Source organism: Flavobacterium anseongense, from assembly GCF_021608185.1.
Lineage (GTDB): Bacteria > Bacteroidota > Bacteroidia > Flavobacteriales > Flavobacteriaceae > Flavobacterium > Flavobacterium anseongense.
Genome location: NZ_JAKIHN010000005.1, coordinates 93,163 through 116,143, shown reverse-complemented (window position 1 = coordinate 116,143; position 22,981 = coordinate 93,163). Strand labels below are relative to the sequence as shown.

Sequence of the window (22,981 nt, the reverse complement as noted above, 5' to 3'; positions counted from 1 at the left end):
ACTAGAGGAATTTTTTATTACAAAAACAATGCTTTCAATTCGGTTGCATCGTGTGGTTTCATTTTTCCTGCCAAGACCAAACTTAATTGTTTTCTGCGTAAAGCGGCATCATATCTGGCTTTTTCTTCATCTGTCTGAGGTTCTATTTGTGGAACAGGAACAGGATTTCCCATTTCATCAACCGCAACAAAAGTGTAAATGGCTTCGTTAGCTTTACTTTTATTTCCCGATTCTCTATCTTCTATCCAAACATCCAAAAAGATTTCCATAGAAGAAGTAAAAGCACGTGAAACTTTGGCTTCAACCGTTACCACACTTCCTAAAGGAATGGCACGATTAAAAGCTACGTGATTTACAGAAGCGGTCACAGTAATTCTTCGAGAATGTCTTCTGGCAGCAATGCTTGCAGCTCTGTCCATTCGGGCTAATAATTCGCCTCCGAAAAGATTGTTCAAAGGATTGGTTTCGCTTGGTAAAACTAAATCAGTTAAGATGGTTAACGATTCGGAAGGATGTTTCGGACTCATACTTTTTTTTGCAAAGGTACTTACAGAAAACAAAAAATCCCTATTTCTAGGGATAATTTTATTGTTCTTCGATCAAAAGCCAGGCATCTTTATTGTCTAATTTTCGAATATTCTTCATAGCATCATTGGCTTCTGAATAAGTCGAATAACTTCCGTAAAGCACTGGGAATAAACCATGCTTGTTTGGCGCTAATCTTTTGGCTTTTGTAAATCCTAATTTAAGTAATCTTTGATATTGTTCTTCGGCATTACTTTCTATTCTAAAAGCACCGGCAACGACACAATAAGGCATTTTTTCAGAGGCAACTGTTAGTGTAACTGCGGGTAACGGATTTGAAATATAAAAAGTAGCTTCCTGAATTTTTTGATTTACTTTTTTCTGAACATTGGCTTGCACCATAAGCGTTTCCTGCTCAATTTGATTTTCATAATATTTATAACCAAAAGTTCCGGTAATTCCCGCTGACAATAAGAAAACAGCAGCATATTTTAAAATGGAATAATTTTTCTTTTTCTCTGGTGTGAAAGCAATTGGTGCTTTTTCTTCCAGTTGTTCAACTTGTTTTTTATAAACTTCACGCTTAACAGAAGGCGAAACAAAAGAACTCAATCCGAAAGAAGCAGTTAGATAATTGATTTGATCTACCGGAACAAAAACAATATTCTTCTCAGAATTCAATGTAAAATCACCGACATTTTTTACCGAAAAACTTCCGAATTCCTGAATTTTAGTTTTCCAATGTGATACTTCGTTTTGAATAATATTTACTGCAATTTCATAAGATATTTTCTCAGCTTCCGCCAAATGATTTGCCAACAATCCATCGTTGTTTTTAATAAACGGATTAAAAGAAACCATCTTTTTTGGAGGATAAAACGAATGCGAGTTTTCGTCCAATTGTGCCGACTGAAATTCAGTCAGAAACGCACCAAATCCTGGTACGGTAACACATTGATAACGATATAATAATTGGGAAATGTATTGTTCAATCTTCATATCAACAAATTTAGATAAACAATAACACTATCAAAAAATTATTCACAATATTTATTAACAATCCCCACAAAAAATAATTATTTTTGTAGTAAAATGAGCACATGAATTCAACAGAACTTTTTAACCTTTTAGCACTATTAAAAGTAGATGGCGTTGGAGATGTTGTTGCCAAAAAACTCATAAATCATTGCGGTTCAGCTGAAAATGTGTTTAATGCTAAATCAAATCAGTTAAAAGCAATTGATGGGATTGGTTCGGTTTTGATTAAGAATTTAAAGGATAAGACCGTTTTCGAAAAAGCAGAGCAGGAATTGCGGTTTGTAGAAGAGGAGAAAATAGCCGTTTTGAATTATCAAAATGAAGATTATCCAAACAAGTTAAAACATTGCAGCGATGGACCTGTTTTGCTTTTTGGCTCGGGAAATATAAACTTAGAAAACAGAAAAATAATCAGCATCGTTGGTACGCGTGAAGTCACGTCACATGGCGCAGATTTTTGTAGAAAACTAATAGAAGATTTAGCTGTTTTTAATCCAATAATTGTTAGCGGTTTTGCCTATGGTGTTGATATTGTTGCGCATCAGGCAGCGATTGAAAACAAGCTGCAAACCATTGGAGTTTTGGCTCATGGTTTAAATCAGGTTTATCCAAAACCGCACAAAAAATACGTTGCCAAAATGGAAAATAACGGTGGATTTCTAACTGAATTTTGGAGCAATTCCAATCCCGAAAAGGAGAATTTTGTGCGTCGCAATCGCATCGTTGCAGGAATGAGCGAAGCTACAGTCGTCATTGAAAGTGCCGAAAAAGGCGGTTCTTTAATTACTGCAATAATGGCAAATGAATACAATCGCGATGTGTTTGCTGTGCCGGGAAGAGTTTCGGATAAATACAGTCAGGGATGCAATACTTTAATTAAAACTCAACGGGCAAATTTGATGACATCCGCAGCCGATTTGATTTATATTCTGAATTGGGAGATTGCCTCGCAAATTCGCAATGACAAATCGGTTATTCAAAAACAATTGTTTGTCACTCTTGATAATGAGGAACAAAAAGTCTATGATTATCTGCAAAAAAACGGAAAGCAATTGTTAGACATCATTGCTCTCGATTGTGATTTCCCGATTTTTAGAATTTCCTCCTTACTCTTGAATATGGAATTAAAAGGCGTTATTCGACCTTTGCCTGGAAAATTGTTTGAAGCGGTTTAGGTTTATTCAAATCCCAATTTCACTCTGACTTTTTTCAAAACAACATCGGCAATTGATCCGGCTTTTGCGGCACCTTGTTTTAGTAACGCATCAACTTCCGGAAGATTATTCATGTAGTAATTGTACTTTTCTCTTTCGGTTTTGAAGTTGGAAACGATTAACTCAAACAATTCCTGTTTGGCATGACCATAACCAAAATCTCTGTTGAGATTGGCATATTTGGTTTTCATTTGAGCAATTTGAGTTTCGTTTGCCAACAATTTATAAAGTCCAAATATTTTGCACGTATCCGGATTTTTTGGTTCTTCCAATGGTGTGCTATCTGTTTCAATGCTCATGATTTGTTTGCGCAACGCTTTATCATCCAGAAAAATATTGATGATGTTTCCACGTGATTTGCTCATTTTCTGTCCATCAGTTCCGGGAACATACATAGTGTTTTTTTCAATTTTTGCTTCCGGAATTACAAAGGTTTCTCCCATTTGATGATTAAAACGGGAAGCGGCATCACGCGTAATTTCAATATGCTGCAATTGGTCTTTTCCAACCGGAACAAAATTCGCATCATACAATAAAATATCAGCAGCCATAAGCATTGGATACGAAAATAAACCCGCATTCACATCTTCCAATCTATCGGCTTTGTCTTTAAAAGAATGTGCCAATGTCAAACGTTGAAAAGGGAAAAAGCAACTCAAATACCAAGACAATTCAGCAGTTTGAGGCACATCGCTCTGACGGTAAAAAATCACTTTATTGACATCCAATCCACAAGCTAACCAAACCGAAGCAGTGCTATACGTGTTGTGGCGAAGTTCATCTCCGTTTTTAATTTGTGTAATTGAATGCAAATCGGCAATAAATAAATACGATTCGTTACTTGGATTTTTTGACAGTTCAATGGCTGGTAGAATAGCGCCTAATAGATTTCCTAAATGTGGCGTTCCTGTGCTTTGAATTCCGGTTAGTATTTTTGACATGGTTTTTTTTCTTGCCAACAAAGTTCGCAAAGTTTATAGAGATTTTAGCAAAGTTTGTAAAGTTTTTATGCAGTACAAATTAAGCGCAGCCAAAAGGAGTGTTTTTGCTAAAATTATTTATTACTGCTGTTGCTGATGAAGTAGTTCCATGCTGTCTAATTGTTCCTGAAATTCTACCGAAACTTCCTGTAGCTGCACATCATTTATCTCTTCAAATTGGCGACCGTCTTCATAACCTATTGAAACGCAAACGGAAAGTGTTTGCTTGGCAAGTCCTTTAAATATTCCTTTTACGGGAGAACAGTCATAAAAATTTCTCCCAACTGAAAGTTTTACATGATTATCCATTGTCCAGATATTATTAGTTGGATCAAGTCCAAGCCAACCTTGATTTGGCGTGTAAATTTCTACCCAGGCATGAGTTGCTCCTTCGCCTCTGAAACCACTTTTATTCGGACAGATATAACCACTCACATATCTGGCAGGAATTCCGGCAGTTCGAACAAGTTGCAATAAAAGATGCGCAAAATCCTGGCAAACGCCTTTTTTCATTTCCAGAATTTCATCTACAGTAGTTTCAATATTTGTGATTCCTTTAGTGTATTCAAAATTATTGAAAATGTATTCGTTGCATTGTTGGGCGATTTCTATAATAGGCTTATCAGCACAACCAATTTTATCTAAAATAGAAAGAATTTCGTTTTGTTTTGTTATGGTTTCAGGATAGCTAAGTCTTAATAGTAAGATGTTTTTTTCGTAATGTGGAATTAAATCTTCAACCTTAGTAGCATCTATATCGGGAATTTTTAATGAATGATTTACTCTTACCAGCATTCTTGATTCGATGATCATTTCGGTATGTGCTTCATAATAATTGAAATTCCCAACCCGATTTCCATAATAGTCTTCAGAAATTATTACGTCAGGATTATTGGTTATCAAAAGATGGTATTCTAAAACCTTTTGATTATCAAAATTGTGAGGAAACAAACGAATTTCGTTTATACTTTCTTTTATGGGCCAGTTGTATTGGTATTTTGTAATGTGAACTATTTTAAAAACTGCCATTATATTATGTATAAGAGAAAAATAATTTAGAAAAATCGAACGAAAATTGATTTAATTGTGATTTGGTATTATTCAAAACTTCTTCTAATTGATGATTGTTAAGATTATGATAATCGGTGTATTCAACATAGCTTTTTAATCTTCCAAATTGGTTATTTAATGTTCGTGCTTCACTTAATGTGTTGTCTTTAAATAGATAATTTAAAGAAGTATCAATCAAATCTAAATTGTAAATCACAGAGTGTGCAAAATCTCTGTTAAAGATAACTTGTTGCACTACTTTGCGATTGTGAGGAATATTGCTATAGCTTTTCAAATACATTTCATAACCCGAAAGTGATAATAATAATCTTCTCCAATAGAGTAAATCTTCGTTTCCGTCAAGATTATAAGAGATAGTTGAGAAGTAAGCCTGAGTAAGCGAAATTGTTTGTAAACATCTTTCGATATGTTTACCAATTCCGGAAAAACACCAACCTAATCCTCTTGGCATCGTAACCTGAAGAATGCCATTATAAAGCAGAAAATCTTTATTTAATTTGGTAACAATTTTTAATGCATTAGATGATTCCAATTGTTTTGGTAAATCGGGAGAATTCATAAAATGGTACAAAGAATTGATATGTTCCCAGAGCTCTTTGGTTATTTTGTCTTGAGAACCTCGGGCATTTTCACGTGCTTTAATCACTAAATTTTTAACCGAATTGTGATTTTGATTGTCACAAATGATATATTTCAGCACAAAATTCGTGTCGTATTGCACCGCATTAATTTTTTCAGGAGACAAGTCTGTATAGTAGTCCAATAGAGGCTTGTATCCCAGAGAATCATTCATTTCTTTATCAAAAGACAGAATGTAAAACGTGTTTAAAGTCAGTAACATCCCGTCAGTTCTTTCCATATATCGGTCAAGCCAAAACATTCCTTCTGCTACCCGACTGAGCATATTTGGTTTCATTTAAATCGATATAATTAATTTTATCCCTTCTCTATTTTAACATTTATAGATAATAGGTTCTACAATAGTTTCAATAATTGATTCAATAATTGAAACTTCAGATTCAGCTTGAGTCAATTTCCCTCTTTCTATGTTAGAATCTTCTATTGATTCTGTGTTCGTGTAGAGCCAGAATTTACCTTCTGTAACTCTGTTTGTCATAAGTGTTTTCATTTGTATTGATTTAAAAGTTAAATTAAAATTATTTTAAAATCCAGGTGTCCTTGCTCCCTCCTCCTTGAGAAGAGTTTACTACTAATGAACCTTCAGTTAATGCAACGCGAGTTAATCCTCCAGGCACAATTTCAACTCCATTAGGGCCGCATAAGGCATAAGGTCTCAAGTCAACATGGCGTAATTTCAATTGCCCATCGATTAAACAGGGAACTGTACTGAGTTGAATAATAGGTTGTGCAATAAAATTTCTTGGATTGGCCAGAATAGCAATTTTCCCTTTTTCAAGCTCTTCTTCAGTAGCTTTATTTCCCATTATCATTCCGTAACCACCACTTTGATTGGTTTCTTTGATAACCATATTTCCCATGTCGGCAAATACAAGTTCTCTTTCCTCTTTATTTTCCATTTGATACGTGGGAACATTTTTAAGGATTGGCTCTTCATTCAGATAATATTTTATCATATCCGGCACGAAGGCATATACTGCTTTGTCATCTGCAACACCATTTCCAACAGCATTTACTATAGCTACATTTCCTTGTTTATATGTGCTTATAAGTCCGGGAACACCTAGTGTGCTGTCTGGTTTAAAAACTAATGGATCAAGATATTCGTCGTCTAATCGTCTATAAATTACATCAACCTGATATAGTCCTGATGTAGTTTTCATATACACTTTATTGTTGTTCACTATCAGGTCTCTGCCTTCAACCAATGGAATTCCCATTTGCCTTGCCAAAAAAGTATGTTCGTAATAAGCGGAATTATAAACTCCGGGAGTTAGGAGTACAACATTTGGGTTTGAGACATTTCTTGGTGATAAGGAAACTAATATATTATGAAGTATTATAGGATAATTGCTTACCATGCTTACATAATTTGAAGCAAGCATTTCCGGGAATATTCGCTTTGTAATTTCACGATTCTCAAGCATATAACTAACACCGCTCGGACATCTTAGATTATCTTCGAGAACATAAAATTCTCCTTTTGCTCCCCGAATCAAATCTATTCCGGCAATATGAACATGAATATTATGCGGCAGTTTTATACCATGTACTTCTTGAATATAATGAGGACATGATGCAATCAACGAAGCCGGAATTATACCGTCTTTTATAATGTTTTGATCAGTATAGATGTCTTCTAAAAACAGATTCAACGCTAATAATCGTTGTTTAATTCCGGTTTCTACTTCTAACCAATCCTTCTTTGTGATAATTCTTGGGATAATATCAAAAGGGAAAATTCGTTCGATGCCTTGGTTGTCATCACTATAAACGGTAAATGTAATTCCTTGATTCATAAAAGAATCTGAAGCCTGTTTTTGTTTGGCTTTGAGACTTTCGGGATTTAAGTTTTGTAACGTATCTAATACTTGCCGGTAAGAATCGCGAACTCCTTTAGTAGAAAACATTTCATCCCAACCATTACCATTTAATTCGGGCATCATCGTCATTGTATCTCCATTATTAAAAAGTTAAACTTTCGATTATTTTATTGAAAATAATAATAAGTAAAAGCTAAAATATAATTTTATTCTCTGTATAATTGTCATTTTATTAAATATTTGACAACTATTATGCTTTTCTTTTTTTGACAATTATTTTTTGATAAATGTCTTTTTTTAGGGTGCTGTTTTTAATAATTTCACATTTCGAACTTTATATATTTTTGGCTGATTTATAAAAATCACTTGCGATTTATTACATTTGACAATATGAGAGCACTGAAAATTGTTTTTTGGACACTTTATCGCGTTTGGTTCTATGTTTTAATGGCGGTTCCCATAATTGTCATGTTTCCGTTTCTTTTTATTTCTATTCTTTCCGAGAAATGGTATCCTTATTTTTTTGTGATGGCCAGAATTTGGGCAAAAGTCATTTTATTCGGAATGGGTTTCAGAGTTGCATTGGAAACAGAAGAAGAAATCATTGAAGGGAAAAGTTATATGTTTGTTGCCAATCATACTTCTATGACTGATATTATGCTGATGCTTTCAGTAGTAAAAAATCCTTTTGTATTTGTTGGTAAAAAAGAGTTAGCAAAAATTCCGCTCTTTGGGTTTTTCTATAAACGAACTTGTATCATGGTTGACAGAAGCAGTTCTAAAAGCAGAATGGCTGTTTTTGAAAGAGCTCAAAAAAGACTAAATCAAGGTTTGAGCATTTGCATTTTCCCTGAAGGCGGGGTTCCTGATGATGAATCAATAGTTTTAGATGAATTTAAAGACGGTGCTTTCCGATTAGCGATTGACCATCACATTCCGATTGTTCCGATTACATTTGCCGATAACAAAAAAAGATTTTCATATACTTTTTTCAGCGGAAGTCCTGGTTTGATGCGTGTAAAAATTCATCCTTTTTTTGATACAAAAGATAAATCTTCGGAATATAAAAAAACACTGAAACCTTCAGTTAGAGAAGTTATTTTAAAACAGCTTCAAGAATATAATCCATAAAAAAAGAGTTCCGTATTCCAGAACTCTTTCTTGCTATTACTCGAAAGCAATAACACCATCTAACTAATTTTAAAACAAACCTTTTTATTAAAATCGATAGCTGATTCCGCTGTAAATTCCAAAGATGTAAGGTTTGAAATTCCCGGAATTTGAGCTAAAGGTGTTCAATTGATATTTTACTGTTGGCTCTAAATTGAATTCAAAAGATTTCATAAAACCATATTTTATTCCCAATCCCAAATTGGTACTGAAATGCACATCGTTTAAATTACTTGCTTTTCCGAGCAATACATTGCTGTCTTTTGATACAATTGAAATACTGTTGTCTTGTAAAAAAAGCGAGCTAAATCCGCCAATAATTTTCAAGCCGAATTTTTTATCAAAAAGCGAATAAGTCATCTCGACAGGCATTTCAATATAACCGATTTCCTGTTTCAGATAGCCACTGTTTTCATGAGCAATCGAACTCTCAAAAGGCAAAAATCCGTTTTCTGAAGTTGCACTTACTGCTCTATTGCTTGGTGTTTCTACGTGTATCATCGAACTCGAAGCTGTTGGCGAAACATTGGCTAACATCTTAGCCTGAAGTCCGGTAAAGAACACAATGTCATTTGTATTATAGCTTATATTAACTTTATTTAATCCGGTTCTGACGGATAATTTTTTATTTACAACATAACTTACACCAAGTCCGAAACCAATATTGGTGTTATATGATTTTGAATTGTTGGTAAGTGTTGAATCAATTGGCGAGCCATTTGAAATTGAACCCAAAAAAATAGGGGCAACATTTGAGGTGAGTTGCCACCTATTTCTTTTAGATTCCTGCTTTAATTTGCTTTCTTTTTCATTAAGCAATTCTTCCAATTCATTATTAGCGACACTATTTTTGGAAGCTGTGTCGTTTACTTTCTTTTCAATTTCTTTTGTATCAATTTTGGATATGGCATTCCCTTTTAAATCATCAAGATTGATGTTTTTATTTTCAATTGACGTTTTATTTTTTTGGTCAATGGCGGTTAGTGCATTCTGTTTAGCTTGTTCGTCTTGTTTCAGAATAAGATTTTGGTCTGTTTCAGCTTTCGATTTATTGCTGTTGGTTTTGTGAGCTACTTGGTTTTGAGCTTCTTCAAAAACAGATTCAGCCACAGCACTTTTATTTTGATCAGGATTTGATTTGTTTTTCAATGAACGATAGTTGGAAGGCTTTTTATCGGCGACGGCAGATTTTTGGGAATAGATAGTTCTTTTAGTTTTGTTTTCTGAAGCGGTATTGTTTCTTGCTTTTTCATCAGTATTCGCGACAGCGTCAGAAACGGAACTATTATTTTTTAATTCCTTTTTATTTACATCTTCTGTATTTGTATTGCTGGAATTATTTTCACTAACAATAGCATCTCCGGCTTTAATTTCAGCAGCATTTTTATTTATATCTTTCTTATTTGGGCGCTCTGTTTTGTTTGGATTACTTCCATTTACAACCGAATTTTGCTGCGCCGGTTCGCTAAAGCTCGGGTCGGTACTAATTCCCGGATTGTAAATGGATTTGGTGATGAAAAATCCAAGTAAAAATACCGCAGCAACACCCGATAATTTCCACCAAAACGGAATTACTCTTCTTTTCTTTTTTTGATCGAGTTTTGCTTCAATATTTCCCCAAATTTCATCCGAAGGCGTTACTTCGAAATCTTTGAATTTTTCTTGAAAGAGACGATCTATGTTTTTTCTTTCACTCATTTTGCTGAAGGAAACGTTTTATTTGAAACGTTTTTGTATTGTTCTATTTTTTCTTTTAAAATCATTCGTGCACGAGACAAATTCGATTTTGATGTTCCAATATTTATGGAAAGCATCTCGGCAATTTCGGCATGCGAATAATCATCATTTACATAAAGATTGAAAACTAATCGATACCTGTCTGGTAATTCCTGAATAATCTTTAGCAAATACTCTAATGATATATCCTCGTCATCAATTTCAATCTCAGTATCTTCAGGAACATCTTCGTTTACTAAACTTAAAAAAGTCTGATTTCTGTATTGCTGTAAAACATTGTTAATCATAACACGTTTAAGCCAACCATCAAAAGAACCTTTAAACGAATATTGTTCTATTTTATTAAAAATTAATATAAATCCATCTTGTAAATTGTCTTGCGCCTCAGTATAATTGCGTGAATATTTTAAGCAAGCCGCAAACAGTTTTGGTGAATACAATTTGTATAACTGTTCTTGTGCTTTTCTATCATTGTTTTTGCAATCATTTATGAGTTGATTTAAATCCAATTTTCAAAAATTGCTTGTTATTTAATGCGTCACAGGCACTTCATATTCTAGAAAAATATCATTTCCCTGATCATCTTTTCCTTGATAAAATTTAAAAATATAAGTGCCATTACTTGTTACATAGAAATTAAATGTTTCAGTACGAGCACCATCCACAGCACTCAACTCCTGACAATTGTTTCTTGTCTCTACAAGAGTTTCAACAGCTATAGTTCTTATGTTTAAATTTTTATCATAATACAATGAACTAAAGTGATAGCAACTTGTCGGTAAAGTATAATGAACAGTTATCGGATAGGTTTCTCCTAAAGTAAATTCGGTAGGAATCTCAACACTTTCTATTGGTATTAATCTATAAGAATATTGTGTATCGTCACCAGGAGAACAAGAATTTAATATAAAAAACAGCACTAAAAGCGAAATTACATTCTTCATAATTATAATCGATTTTGTTGTTAGGATACTTTTTTATATAAAGGGTTGCGTTAAGGTACTAAAAAAAAGCATCCCGTTAAATTTTAACGGGATGATATAGTTTATTATGAATCACTTTCTTTAATATAATCTTTAATTTTTTGTTCCAGTTCATCTGCCAATTCAGGATTGTCTTTTATCAGGACTTTCACAGCATCTCTTCCTTGTCCTAGTTTTGTATCGCCATAGCTAAACCAAGAACCTGCTTTTTTGATGATTTCAAACTCAACAGCCAAATCCAGAATTTCTCCTGTTTTCGAAACACCTTCACCATACATGATATCAAATTCTGCCGTTTTGAAAGGTGGTGCAACTTTATTTTTTACCACTTTTACTTTGGTTCTGTTTCCAATTACGTTTTCACCATCTTTTATTTGTGATGAACGACGAATGTCTAAACGAACGGAAGCATAGAATTTCAAAGCGTTTCCACCTGTAGTAGTTTCAGGATTTCCAAACATAACACCAATTTTCTCTCTCAACTGATTGATGAAAAACACAGTACAATTTGTTTTGCTTATAGTACCTGTTAACTTTCTCAGAGCCTGAGACATCAAACGTGCATGTAATCCCATTTTAGAATCCCCCATTTCGCCTTCTATTTCACTTTTCGGAGTCAAAGCGGCAACCGAGTCGATTACAACAATGTCTATTGCACCGGAACGAATTAAGTTCTCTGCAATTTCCAAAGCCTGTTCTCCATTGTCGGGCTGTGAGATGATTAAATTCTCAATATCGACACCTAATTTTTCTGCATAATTTCTGTCGAAAGCATGTTCAGCATCAATAAAGGCGGCAATTCCACCTGCTTTTTGTGCTTCGGCTATGGCATGCAATGTCAAGGTTGTTTTTCCTGAAGATTCCGGACCGTATATCTCAATAACTCTTCCTTTTGGGTAACCATTTACGCCCAAAGCTAAATCTAAACCAAGCGAACCGGATGGAATAGTTTCTACTTCTTCGACCGCTTTGTCGCCCATTTTCATTACGGTTCCTTTTCCGTAAGCTTTGTCTAATTTATCTAGCGTTAATTGTAATGCTTTTAATTTGGCTTCTTTTTCTGAACTCATTTTTTCTAAATTTTGTGGCATAAAAATAATGCTTTTTTTGATGTCATAAGATACAAATCAGAGGAGTTTTGAACAAAATATTTTGACCCTTTGATTAGCAATAAAGATATAGGGATTTGATTTTAAACAGGTATATTAAAAGTGTATATTTTTAAAAGTTTAAAAAGAGTTTTTAGTTTCTTTTTATATTTCATCCCCTTGATTTTTTGTATTTTTGTCCTCTATTTTTTAAATCATGGAAAAACTTATTTCATATCCAATTTCAGTCGTATACTATCTTTGTTTTGGATTGTGTTTGGTAATTTTTCATCCCATTCAATGGATTTGCTTCAATGTTTTTGGCTACCAGGCACACAAAAAAAGTGTTGATTATTTGAATTTTTTCCTGACCAAATGCACCAACATTTTAGGAACACGTTATACTTTTGAAAACAGGGATACAATTCCAAAAGGTGTCCCGATAATCTTTGTTTCCAATCATCAAAGTCTTTATGATATTGTAGGAATCATTTGGTATTTGAGACGTTTTCACGCCAAGTTTGTCAGTAAAAAAGAATTAGGGAAGGGTATTCCAAGTGTTTCCTATAATCTTCGCCATGGTGGTTCTATTCTTATCGATAGAAAAGACCCAAAACAAGCCATTCCACTAATAAAAGAAATGTCGGAGTATATCGAAAAACACAAACGCTCTGCCGTTATATTTCCGGAAGGAACCAGAAGCAAAAATGGAAAACCGAAAGAATTTGCTCAAAGTGGCCTAAAAATCTTATGTAAATACGCACCTTCTGCATATGTTGTGCCAATAACTATAAATAATTCGTGGAAAATGGTTAAATTTGGTGCCTTTCCAATGGGTTTAGGAAACCATTTGCAATTTATAATTCACGAAGCGATTGCTGTAAAAGACTTTCCTTTTGAAGAACTGATGGAGAAAACAGAAAAAGCAGTAATCCAATCTATTAAAAACTAAACAATGTCAACACATAATATTCGTCTGGAAGTAATGCAGTTTCTGGAAAATAAGATTGAAGGTTACATGAATGAGTATCTTATTCCTATTGAAACAATTTGGCAGCCATCAGATTTTTTACCTAATTCTGAAGATGAAAATTTCTTTGAAGATGTAAAAGAATTGCGTGAAATAGCCAAAGACTTACCTTACGATTTTTGGGTAACTCTTGTTGGCGATATGATAACCGAAGAAGCTTTACCAACCTACGAATCCTGGTTGATGGATGTTGACGGAGTTGGTCAGGTAGAAAACAATCCGTGGAGCAAATGGGTTCGTCAATGGACAGGTGAAGAAAACCGTCACGGTGATTTACTTAATAAATATCTTTATTTGTCTGGTCGTGTGAACATGCGCGAAATTGAAATTACAACCCAACATTTAATCACCGACGGATTTGATATCGGAACAGGTCGTGATCCATATAAAAACTTTGTTTATACCAGCTTTCAGGAATTAGCAACTTACGTTTCACACAATAGAGTTTCGCAGATTGCAAAGCAATACGGCGATAAAAAATTGGCAAAAATCTGTAAAATGATTGCAGGTGATGAAATGCGTCATCATCATGCTTACAGCGAATTTGTATCTCAAATTTTTAAAGTTGATCCAAGTGAAATGCTTTTGGCATTTAACTTTATGATGAAGCAAAAAATTGTAATGCCGGCTCAATTCTTAAGAGAATCAGGCGAAAAAATAGGTGAAGCGTTTTTAAATTTTTCAGATTCTGCGCAACGAATTGGTGTTTACACTGCAGCTGATTATGTTGATATTATGCAAAAGTTGATCAATAGATGGGAAATAGATAAACTTTCCGGTTTGACTGACGAAGCTGAAAAAGCCAGAGATTATCTAATGAAATTACCGTCTCGAATGGCAAAAGTTTCTGAAAGACTAGTGATTCCGGCTGAATCTACAATTTTTAAATGGGTTGAACCTGCCATGATTAGATAATTTTAAAAATTCCAATAACTAAAAATCCAAATTCCAAAACGTATTAGAATTTGGATTTTTTTATAAATATAAAAATGAGATTGATAGATAATGCCATAACATTTGTAAAAGAAAAACTGGAAAATGCCGAAGGCGGACACGATTGGTTTCACATTGAACGCGTTTACAAAAACTCACTTTTAATTGCCAAAGACGAAGATTGTGATATAACTGTTGTAAAACTTGGCGCGCTACTTCACGATATTGCTGACAGTAAATTTCACGATGGCGATGAAACCGTTGGTCCAAGAACTGCCCGCGCTTTTTTAGAAAATGAAAATGTTTCTGAAGAAACAATCGCTCATGTCATCAACATTATTGAAAACATTTCGTTTAAAGGTGGAAATTTTGAAAAGAAATTCAACTCCAAAGAACTAGAAATTGTCCAAGACGCCGATAGATTGGATGCTATTGGCGCTATAGGAATTGCCAGATGTTTTAATTACGGTGGCTTTAAAAACAGAGCGTTATACAATCCAGAGATTACTCCGAAATTCAATATGAGCAAGGAAGAATATAAAACTTCCGAATCGCCTACATTGAATCACTTCTACGAAAAACTCTTATTGTTAAAAGACAAAATGAATACGTCTACAGGCAAAAAAATAGCCGAAGCACGTCACCAATATATGGAAAATTTCCTTTCGCAGTTTTATGCCGAATGGGAAGGCAAAAAATAATGTTCAGTTTGTAGTCACAGTCTGCAGTTGAATTTTACAAAGTAACTTTTAAAAGTTGTTTGTCTTTTCCTTTTCTTCCTAGGAAATAAACACTGTTTTCAATTAAGGCTCCTTTTGAAACCATGAAAGGCACTTCGTTTTGTTCGTCATCAAGTATTTCCTGATAGTCAAAATCACCAATAGCATTAACTTCAATGACGTTAAGGTTGGATTTGTTTTTTCTGATTTGCCCAAATTCAATTCGGTCGTTTTTTAGCTTTTTGATTTTGTCTTTGGTATTGATAAAAAAGTATGTTTTATCATTTCTGACCGTTGAAGTATAGGAAAGATAGGAAGTGTCATCATCAGTTGTAGATTGTCTTTTGTTAATGTTTCTCGCCCACATCATATCACCATCATAATTTAATTTGGCAATAACAATGTCATCAAAACTATAATGTGTTGAGGAGCTTATCGGGCCAGCAGCACCGTTAATTCCGGCTCCGGCTCCGGCTCGTTCCGTTTTGTCGTATTCTTCAGCATTCAGAATGATCTCATTATTGGTATTAAAAAACACTTTTCTGAAAGTCAAAAACTTTACGGCTTTTTCGGTATTCTTGCCATATTTATCAAAGAAAAACTGTTCGGTAAATAGGTTGTATTTTGATTTTTTTGGTTCTAATGAATTAGCATCAAATTTAAAACAGCAAATTCCTTTATAACGATAATCTGTCAACTCAGAATAAAATCCGATGCAAAACAATTCATCATTATGAAAAAAGGTTTTCAATGAACCAATAAAGTTTTCATTTGGGTCAATTTTTTGAGTAAATTGATTTTTAGCATCAATCTTGGTGAGTTCAAAAAAGTATTTTCCGCCTTCTTTTTTATTCCGCAAATCAGTATCATACGATTTGGCGAGTAAGTAAACAGCATTGCCATCATTCGAAACCTGAATGTTCTGAAAAATATAATTTCGGTCTTTAATTTCTTTAGTGAAAGTGTTGTCAATTATCTTTTCAAGCTTGTTGTTAAAGACATAAATCTTTAAACCATCGGAAGTCTTTTGATTTAAATCCATGGCAATGGCAAATGCATTTTTGGTTTCATTTACCACAACCGTTATGTCGGAAGCATCACCACCGTCTTTAGCCGAATCTCTTTTAAGAAAAACATCTAAAAAAGTTCCTCTTTTGATGTTGCTGTCTTCGGCATTAATTGTTCCTGAATTATCGTTTGTCCACATTTCATCAACTCTGGCGTAAAACTTTTTTTGAAGATTGAATGTCCCGACAGTTTTCATTTCCTCTCTTGAAATTGTGAAAAGTGTTGTTTTTTCAACCGTATTTTCATCTAAAATTTTATTGTCGAGACAGACGAACGATTTCAAATTTAAATCATAATATATTTCTATAATATGAACCATTTTCTCTAAAGTGAAAACGCTTAAAACCAAATTATACTTTTGATAATTTGGATGTTTCATATCGTATTCAAACTCTTTTACCAGTTTTAAATCAGTGTTGTATTTTTCAATATAAAAACCTTCTCCCGGTGAAATACCGCCTCTTTTATAGGAGCGAACCAGAAGAAAGCCATTGTTATCAATTTTTTCGGCTAAGATTATTGAAGTTTCCTTATAGTCGTCCTGAAACAAATCACTTTTTTTGATGGAAAAAGGGATGTTTTGGGAATAAGCAAAAGAGCTCAGACCATAAAGGAACAGAAAAAAAATGTACTTTTTCATTAAGGTTATTTTCCTTTAAATTCAGCTTTCCTTTTTTCTAAAAAGGCAGTTGTTCCTTCTTTAAAGTCTTCGGTACCAAAACATTTTCCAAAGTTTCTGATTTCGGTTTCATAACCGTTTGTGCCGTCTTTGAAGTTGGCATTAACACATTTTATGGCTCTGCCAATGGCGAAAGGAGAATTTCTCATAATTCGGGTTGCGATGCCTTTTGTAAAATCTAAAAGTTCAGCCTGTGGCACAACATGGTTGACTAAACCGGCACGAAAAGCATCTTCGGCAGAAATCATTCCGGCTGTCATAATCATTTCCATAGCGCGGCCTTTTCCGATTAATTGGGGCAAACGCTGCGTTCCGCCATAACCCGGAATTACACCAAGAGAAACTTCGGGTAAACCCATCTTGGCATTATCGGAAGCAATTCTGAAATGACATGCCATCGCTAATTCTAATCCGCCACCAAGTGCAAAACCATTAACGGCAGCAATGGTTGGTTTTTTTAAATTCTCTACAAAATCAAAAAGCAATTCTTGCCCTTGTGCTGCTAATTGAGCACCTTCTTCTATTGTGAAATTTGCAAATTCTGAAATATCAGCACCGGCAACAAATGCTTTTTCACCTTCGCCTGTAATGATAATCACCAGAACATCATCATTGGTTTCAAGCGATTCCAAAGCATCGTGCAATTCCTGAATTGTCGCCACATTGAGCGCATTTAATTTTGAAGGGCGATTGATAGTGATTTGTCCAATGCCGTTTGCTACAGCAACAAGTATATTCTCGAAGTTCATGATTATGATATTTTATTTGACAATAGGCAGCGAAACAAAAAAGGTTGTTCCTTTACCGAGTTCAGTTTCAAATGTAATAGTTCCTTTGTAATTTTCTATAATGTTTTTTATAATTCCCAATCCTAATCCCATTCCGCTTGTTTTGGTGGTGAATTTTGGTTCAAAGACATGTTCAATATTGTCCGATTCGATTCCGATTCCGTTGTCTTCGACAGTTATGATAACGTCGTTTTCTACTTCATTAACCGAAACCAAAACTTTCTTTTCTTCCTGTTCATCCGGAATGGATTGAATCGCATTTTTAACCAAATTAGTGATAATCCGAATCAATTGGGTTCGGTCTAGTTTCGAGATTACATATTCTTTATTGCTTTTAAAAACGATAAAATCTTCGTTGAAAATATCCAAAGCTAATTCCACCACCTGAACCACATTCAGCGTTTCATTTTGTTGAGCAGGCATTGAAGCAAAATTTGAAAACGCTGAAGCTACGGCACTCATCGTATCAATTTGTTGGATTAATGTCTTGGAATAATCGTTGAGTTTTTGTTTGAGTTCCGGATCATTGGCATCAAATTTTCGTTGGAAACTCTGCACAGTCAAACGCATCGGCGTCAAGGGATTTTTGATTTCGTGTGCGACTTGTTTTGCCATTTCTCGCCAAGCCTGTTCACGTTCACTTTGGGCAAGCATTGAAGCACTATCTTCAAGTTTATCCACCATTTGATTGTAAGCGTTTATCAACGAATTGATTTCTCTGCTATTGGCTTCAATAACGATTTTCTCGTTTTTTTGATTCAGGCTTGTTTCATAGATTTTATCTGAAATAGTCTTCAACGATTTGGTAATGTAACTCGCCAGGAAATAGGCCAAAGCAAAAGCAATAATCAACATAAAAGAATATACCTGACTCAAGCGCAGTAAAAATTGCTGTAATTCTGTTTCATAATAACCATCATCTTCAACATATGGGATATTCAAAATGCCGAGCGGTTTGAATTTATCATCCTTGATTTGACTATACGAAGAGCGGTTTTTTAATCCATTAACTGTTTTAATATCTACATACCTTTTCTCTACCGATGACTGAACAAGTTTTAAAACATAATTCGGAATAGGTGGCGCTACTTTATCAACAGAAAAGGAGGCTTTAGAAGATTTTAGCAATTTCCCGTTTAAGCCATAAATATTGATTTCGAGGTTATGAATATCTGCTAATTCGTGAATTTTATCTTTAAAAATCAGCGGTAGATTTTTCTCTGTCAGCGGATAAGTGGTATTGGCAAGCACATAATTGATGTGTTCTTTTATGGCAAACTCTTTCTGATCTAAACGTTTTTGATGATAATCTTTGGCTTCGTTTTTAAACTGAATAATAGAAATAGAAGCCATCAAAAGTGATGCAATCAATATCAATATAATCATCGATAGGAAAATCCTAATTCGAAGTGAAAGCATTGACATTTTGAAGCCGTTAAGCATAGTGTTCAGTGTTCAGTCGCAGTGTTCAGTCGCAGTGTTCAGATTTTTCTCTGTAAATTGAGACTTAGACTGTCAACTATTTCTTTCGCGAATACGTTTATAAAACTTAAATCCAAGCATTATCAAAACCGAAAATAAAACGATTCCGATGACGCCATAAATCCAGTTGAAAGCATTTTTTAAAATTACTAAAAAAACAACGGCAAACAAGATAATAGTTGCCCCTTCATTCCACAACCGCATGAAGTTAGATGAATGTTTGAAAATATCATTTTGTAATTCTTTATAGATTAAATGACACTTTATTTGGTAAGCAACTAGTAAAACTACAAATCCTAATTTGACCTGCATCCAAGGCATTTGCATCCAAACCGGCATTATCAATAATAACCAAAGTGCAAAAAATACAGCTAAAAAAGCGCTTGGCCAAGTGATGATATACCACAGGCGATACGCCATTATTTTGTATTGTTTTTGCAAAATTTCTTTCTCAGGCGAAGGCTTGTCATTGGCTTCAATTTGATATACAAACAAGCGAACGATATAAAACAAACCTGCAAACCAAGTAATGACAAAGATTAGGTGCAATGATTTTATGTAGTTGTATAGTTCCATTTTACGCTATTTCGACCAGTCTTTTACCCAATTAGCAACCACGCCACACCATTCGTCTTCATCATTCATACACGGTACGGCAAAAAACTCTTCACCACCATTAGCTTTAAAATCTTCATTGGCACGCATCGCTATTTCTTCCAAAGTTTCCAAACAATCAGCAACAAAAGCCGGAGTGACAACGGCCAATTTCTTAATTCCTTTTTCAGGCATTTTATTGATTTCAACATCGGTATATGGCGTTAACCACTTGTCACCGGCTAAGCGTGATTGGAATGTCTGGCTGTATTTGCCTTCCGGGATTCCTAATAATTCCACAACTTGTCTTGTGGTTTCATAACATTGATGGCGATAACAAAATTCGTGCGCCGGAGAATCGGTAATACAACATTTGCCGTCAATCGTACAATGCGATTTGGTCACATCAGTTTTACGAATATGTCTTTTTGGAATTCCGTGATAAGAAAACAATAAATGGTCGTATTCAAAGTTGCTCAAATGCTTTTTGATAGAATTGGACAAAGCCTGAATAAAATCGGGTTTGTTATAAAAAGCCGGAACTTTGGTGATTGTCATTTCCGGAAAATGCTTTTTTTGTAATTCATCGGCCAAAGCCCAAATGGTAGTTGTTGAAGCCATTGCGTACTGTGGATATAAAGCCAGCAACATTACTTCGGTAACGCCTTTATCTTTTAGTTCCTGTAAGCCTTTTTGAATGGTCATCGTGCCGTATCGCATGGCTAAAGCCACAGGAACATCAACCAGTTTTTCAACTTTTTGGTGCATTTTTTTTGAAAACACTATCAGCGGTGAACCTTCAGGCGTCCATATTTGGCTATAAGCGTGAGCTGAATTTTTAGGACGCGTTTGCAGAATAATTCCTCTAACTAATAATGCGCGCAACAAATACGGAACGTCAATCACGTATTTATCCATTAAAAATTCATCTAAATAAGGTTTTACATCCTTTGGCGTTGGACTTTCGGGCGAACCCAAATTGACTAATAATACTCCTTTCATTTGGCAATTTTATGTTTTATTTTAATAATTGTTTGATATACGAAATCTATTTGATTAAGTATTTTGATTTAAGGACATCAAATATTTCTTTGGTGTTGTGGCAAACTTTTTCTTGAAAGCTGCAATAAAATGACTTCCGGTGCTGTAGCCAATTTTTAGACCAACTTCGTTTACATTATACGAACCCGAATCCAATAATTGTCGGGCATAATCCATTTTGTAATCAAATAAATAACCATAAACCGTATCGCCGTAAATTTGCTTAAAACCCATTTTTAGTTTTTTCAAACTTAAGCCAACTTGGTCTGATAGCTCTTCTAAACCTGGTGGTTCCGACATATTGGTAATTATGATTTCTTTGGCTTTTCTTATTTTTAATACATTTTCTTCATCAATCAGAAACGGACATTGTTCTGCATCTGGATCTTCTGAACGATTGAAATACAAGCTCAATAATTCATATCCTTTTCCTTTGTAATACAGGTTTTTTATTTGTGGATTTAAATTGTAATGAAATAGTTGGCTAAGAACAATTGCCATTGACGGACTTATATCGTTCTCTTTGTAATATTTACGGTCTTTGTTTTCCTCGCTTAAAAACGGAATATGATTAGCGTCTTTAGAGAACAAGCCATGAAATTTCTGTATCGAAATTATCACCGAAATCACCCAGGAATTTGGCGCTAATTCTAAATTTAAGGGCAATTCTTTCTGCGGATTATAAAATAGCAGTGACTTTTCTTCTCTTAAATCTAGAGCATAATTCCCTTCATTAAACACAAATTTTGCTTTGCCTTTAATTCCAAAGTGAAACTGTATCAACCCTTGATTGATGTGCTTTTTCACATGAAAACTTTCATTTTCATCGCTTTGAAAACGAATTAAGGTGAAATCATTTTCAATTGTTATTATCTCTTGAGAACCCATAGCGATATTTTTTCGTATATGTTTTTGAAGTCAGGTGAAATTATTATTTAGAATCAATCTACATAAAGAAATTATGAACACTTGATTTCACTGCAAATTTATAATAAATAACGCTAAAAAGATATTTGGGAAACAAAATATCTCATAGCGACATAAAAAGTCCTTTAAGCGTTACTTTTATAAATTAGATAATAATAGTTTTGTTGAACTTTTTAAGGAAAGTATATACATGGAAAATTTTAATATGACGAAGCACACTTCTTTTTACGCCATAGGATTGAGTTACAAAAAAGCGGATGCTGAGGTAAGAGGCAAATTTAGTTTGGATACCAATGCTAAATCGACCTTGTTAATGCAGGCCGAAGCTGAAGGAATTGAATCGCTAATCGTTACTTCAACTTGCAATAGAACCGAAATATATGGCTTTGCCAATCATCCATATGAATTAATCAAGTTGCTTTGTGAAAACAGTCTGGGAACAGTAGAAGAGTTTCAGGAAGTTGCTTATATCTACAAAAATCAGGACGCTGTTAGTCATATGTTCCGAGTTGGAACTGGTTTAGATAGTCAAATCCTTGGTGATTTTGAGATTATCAGTCAATTAAAAACTGCTTTTATTCAAAGTAAATCTAACGGATTAGCAAATTCCTTCATGGAAAGACTTGTGAATTCTGTTATTCAAGCCAGCAAAAAAATTAAAACTGAAACAGAAATTTCTTCAGGCGCCACATCGGTTTCTTTTGCCTCTGTTCAATATATTATCAGAAACGTAGAAGACATTGCCAATAAAAACATACTGCTTTTCGGAACAGGAAAAATTGGTAGAAATACTTGCGAAAATTTAGTAAAACATACCAAACACGATCACATAACTTTAATCAACAGAACAAAAGATAAAGCGGAGAAACTCGCTCAAAAACTCGATGTAATCGTAAAAGATTACGCCGATTTACAACTGGAATTGCAAAAAGCAGACGTTGTAGTAGTAGCAACCGGAGCTCAAAATCCAACGATTGACAAAGCGATTTTGAATCTAAAAAAACCATTGTTGATTTTAGATTTGTCGATTCCGAAAAATGTAAATGAAAATGTAACAACTGTTGAAGGCGTTACTTTAATTCATCTCGATCATCTTTCTCAAATTACGGATGAAACTTTAGAAAACAGAAAACTACACATTCCGGCTGCTGAAGCAATTATTGAAGAAGTAAAAGCAGAGTTTATGGAATGGACAAAAAACAGAAAGTTTGCACCGACCATACAAGCGTTAAAAGAAAAACTGAATGCTATTAAAGAAAGCGAGTTAAATGTTCAGCGTAAAAAAAATTCCAATTTTGACGAAGAACAAGCCGAACTAATCAGCAACAGAATCATTCAAAAAATCACGAATCATTTTGTGAATCATCTAAAAGATGGAGATTCAATGGACGAAGGAATCGAATGGATTGAAAAAGTATTTCAATTAGAACAAGAGAAATCATTCTTTTAAAA

The 22,981-nt window shown here is 34.2% G+C and carries 23 protein-coding genes; 6 read left to right on the top strand and 17 right to left on the bottom strand.

The window, feature by feature from the left end:
- Nucleotides 1–17 precede the first annotated feature (17 nt).
- Both L1S35_RS08635 and L1S35_RS08630 read right to left on the bottom strand, forming a co-directional pair.
- Nucleotides 18–527, bottom strand: coding sequence for an acyl-CoA thioesterase (locus L1S35_RS08635; RefSeq protein ID WP_236399431.1), 510 nt, complete (start codon nt 525–527; stop codon nt 18–20).
- A gap of 58 nt (nt 528–585) precedes the next feature.
- Nucleotides 586–1,524 carry an HU domain-containing protein gene (locus tag L1S35_RS08630; protein ID WP_236399429.1) on the bottom strand — a complete coding sequence of 313 codons (939 nt, stop codon included), beginning with the start codon at nt 1,522–1,524 and terminating at the stop codon, nt 586–588.
- A gap of 101 nt (nt 1,525–1,625) precedes the next feature.
- On the opposite strand from L1S35_RS08630, the gene dprA reads away from it, so the two are divergent.
- A complete protein-coding gene (dprA, locus tag L1S35_RS08625; protein ID WP_236399427.1) occupies nt 1,626–2,738 on the top strand; it encodes a DNA-processing protein DprA in 1,113 nt (370 codons plus the stop codon).
- 2 nt (nt 2,739–2,740) lie between these two features.
- Here the strand turns inward: dprA and trpS are convergent, their stop codons facing one another.
- From trpS to L1S35_RS08600, 5 genes are all read right to left on the bottom strand, one after another.
- On the bottom strand, nt 2,741–3,718 hold the full coding sequence (gene trpS / locus L1S35_RS08620) for a tryptophan--tRNA ligase (RefSeq protein ID WP_236399425.1): 978 nt from the start codon (nt 3,716–3,718) through the stop codon (nt 2,741–2,743).
- Between the two features lie 120 nt (nt 3,719–3,838).
- Nucleotides 3,839–4,786, bottom strand: a complete 948-nt coding sequence (locus L1S35_RS08615) for a transglutaminase family protein (protein WP_236399422.1) — start codon at nt 4,784–4,786, stop codon at nt 3,839–3,841.
- A gap of 4 nt (nt 4,787–4,790) precedes the next feature.
- A complete protein-coding gene (locus L1S35_RS08610; protein WP_236399420.1) occupies nt 4,791–5,744 on the bottom strand; it encodes an alpha-E domain-containing protein in 954 nt (317 codons plus the stop codon).
- A 36-nt stretch (nt 5,745–5,780) separates the two neighbouring features.
- Complete coding sequence (locus tag L1S35_RS08605; protein ID WP_236399417.1) at nt 5,781–5,957, bottom strand: hypothetical protein; 177 nt, start codon at nt 5,955–5,957, stop codon at nt 5,781–5,783.
- Between the two features lie 28 nt (nt 5,958–5,985).
- Nucleotides 5,986–7,419: a circularly permuted type 2 ATP-grasp protein gene (locus L1S35_RS08600; protein ID WP_236399377.1), complete on the bottom strand. Its 1,434-nt coding sequence runs from the start codon at nt 7,417–7,419 to the stop codon at nt 5,986–5,988.
- Between the two features lie 261 nt (nt 7,420–7,680).
- On the opposite strand from L1S35_RS08600, the gene L1S35_RS08595 reads away from it, so the two are divergent.
- Nucleotides 7,681–8,421 carry a lysophospholipid acyltransferase family protein gene (locus L1S35_RS08595; RefSeq protein ID WP_236399374.1) on the top strand — a complete coding sequence of 247 codons (741 nt, stop codon included), beginning with the start codon at nt 7,681–7,683 and terminating at the stop codon, nt 8,419–8,421.
- A gap of 87 nt (nt 8,422–8,508) precedes the next feature.
- Here the strand turns inward: L1S35_RS08595 and L1S35_RS08590 are convergent, their stop codons facing one another.
- The 4 genes from L1S35_RS08590 to recA form a co-directional block, all read right to left on the bottom strand.
- A complete protein-coding gene (locus tag L1S35_RS08590; protein ID WP_236399372.1) occupies nt 8,509–10,158 on the bottom strand; it encodes a porin family protein in 1,650 nt (549 codons plus the stop codon).
- Nucleotides 10,155–10,706 (bottom strand): RNA polymerase sigma factor, encoded by a 552-nt coding sequence (locus L1S35_RS08585; protein ID WP_236399369.1) that lies wholly within the window; start codon nt 10,704–10,706, stop codon nt 10,155–10,157. Before L1S35_RS08585 ends, L1S35_RS08590 begins: the two co-directional genes overlap by 4 nt.
- A 21-nt stretch (nt 10,707–10,727) precedes the next feature.
- Complete coding sequence (locus L1S35_RS08580; RefSeq protein ID WP_236399366.1) at nt 10,728–11,141, bottom strand: hypothetical protein; 414 nt, start codon at nt 11,139–11,141, stop codon at nt 10,728–10,730.
- Between the two features lie 104 nt (nt 11,142–11,245).
- Nucleotides 11,246–12,250 (bottom strand): recombinase RecA, encoded by a 1,005-nt coding sequence (gene recA / locus L1S35_RS08575; protein ID WP_236399363.1) that lies wholly within the window; start codon nt 12,248–12,250, stop codon nt 11,246–11,248.
- Nucleotides 12,251–12,485: 235 nt separating this feature from the next.
- Between recA and L1S35_RS08570 the strand changes: the two genes are divergently transcribed.
- The 3 genes from L1S35_RS08570 (at nt 12,486) to L1S35_RS08560 (ending at nt 14,932) form a co-directional block, all read left to right on the top strand.
- Nucleotides 12,486–13,220, top strand: coding sequence for a lysophospholipid acyltransferase family protein (locus L1S35_RS08570; protein ID WP_236399360.1), 735 nt, complete (start codon nt 12,486–12,488; stop codon nt 13,218–13,220).
- A 3-nt stretch (nt 13,221–13,223) separates the two neighbouring features.
- Complete coding sequence (locus L1S35_RS08565; protein WP_236399355.1) at nt 13,224–14,213, top strand: acyl-ACP desaturase; 990 nt, start codon at nt 13,224–13,226, stop codon at nt 14,211–14,213.
- 74 nt (nt 14,214–14,287) lie between these two features.
- Entirely contained in the window at nt 14,288–14,932 is a 645-nt protein-coding gene (locus tag L1S35_RS08560; RefSeq protein WP_236399352.1) for an HD domain-containing protein, read from the top strand.
- Nucleotides 14,933–14,966: 34 nt separating this feature from the next.
- On the opposite strand, the gene L1S35_RS08555 is transcribed toward L1S35_RS08560, so the two are convergent.
- The 6 genes from L1S35_RS08555 to L1S35_RS08530 all read right to left on the bottom strand — a co-directional run bounded on the left by L1S35_RS08555 (nt 14,967) and on the right by L1S35_RS08530 (nt 21,490).
- On the bottom strand, nt 14,967–16,658 hold the full coding sequence (locus tag L1S35_RS08555) for a hypothetical protein (protein WP_236399349.1): 1,692 nt from the start codon (nt 16,656–16,658) through the stop codon (nt 14,967–14,969).
- A 5-nt stretch (nt 16,659–16,663) separates the two neighbouring features.
- Nucleotides 16,664–17,446 (bottom strand): enoyl-CoA hydratase/isomerase family protein, encoded by a 783-nt coding sequence (locus tag L1S35_RS08550; protein ID WP_236399346.1) that lies wholly within the window; start codon nt 17,444–17,446, stop codon nt 16,664–16,666.
- A gap of 12 nt (nt 17,447–17,458) precedes the next feature.
- Nucleotides 17,459–18,871: a sensor histidine kinase gene (locus tag L1S35_RS08545; RefSeq protein WP_236399825.1), complete on the bottom strand. Its 1,413-nt coding sequence runs from the start codon at nt 18,869–18,871 to the stop codon at nt 17,459–17,461.
- 129 nt (nt 18,872–19,000) lie between these two features.
- On the bottom strand, nt 19,001–19,543 hold the full coding sequence (locus L1S35_RS08540) for a CopD family protein (protein WP_236399344.1): 543 nt from the start codon (nt 19,541–19,543) through the stop codon (nt 19,001–19,003).
- A 6-nt stretch (nt 19,544–19,549) separates the two neighbouring features.
- On the bottom strand, nt 19,550–20,563 hold the full coding sequence (gene hemH, locus L1S35_RS08535; protein WP_236399341.1) for a ferrochelatase: 1,014 nt from the start codon (nt 20,561–20,563) through the stop codon (nt 19,550–19,552).
- A 54-nt stretch (nt 20,564–20,617) separates the two neighbouring features.
- Entirely contained in the window at nt 20,618–21,490 is an 873-nt protein-coding gene (locus L1S35_RS08530; protein ID WP_236399338.1) for an AraC family transcriptional regulator, read from the bottom strand.
- A gap of 229 nt (nt 21,491–21,719) precedes the next feature.
- Between L1S35_RS08530 and hemA the strand changes: the two genes are divergently transcribed.
- Complete coding sequence (hemA, locus tag L1S35_RS08525; RefSeq protein ID WP_236399335.1) at nt 21,720–22,979, top strand: glutamyl-tRNA reductase; 1,260 nt, start codon at nt 21,720–21,722, stop codon at nt 22,977–22,979.
- Nucleotides 22,980–22,981 lie beyond the last annotated feature (2 nt).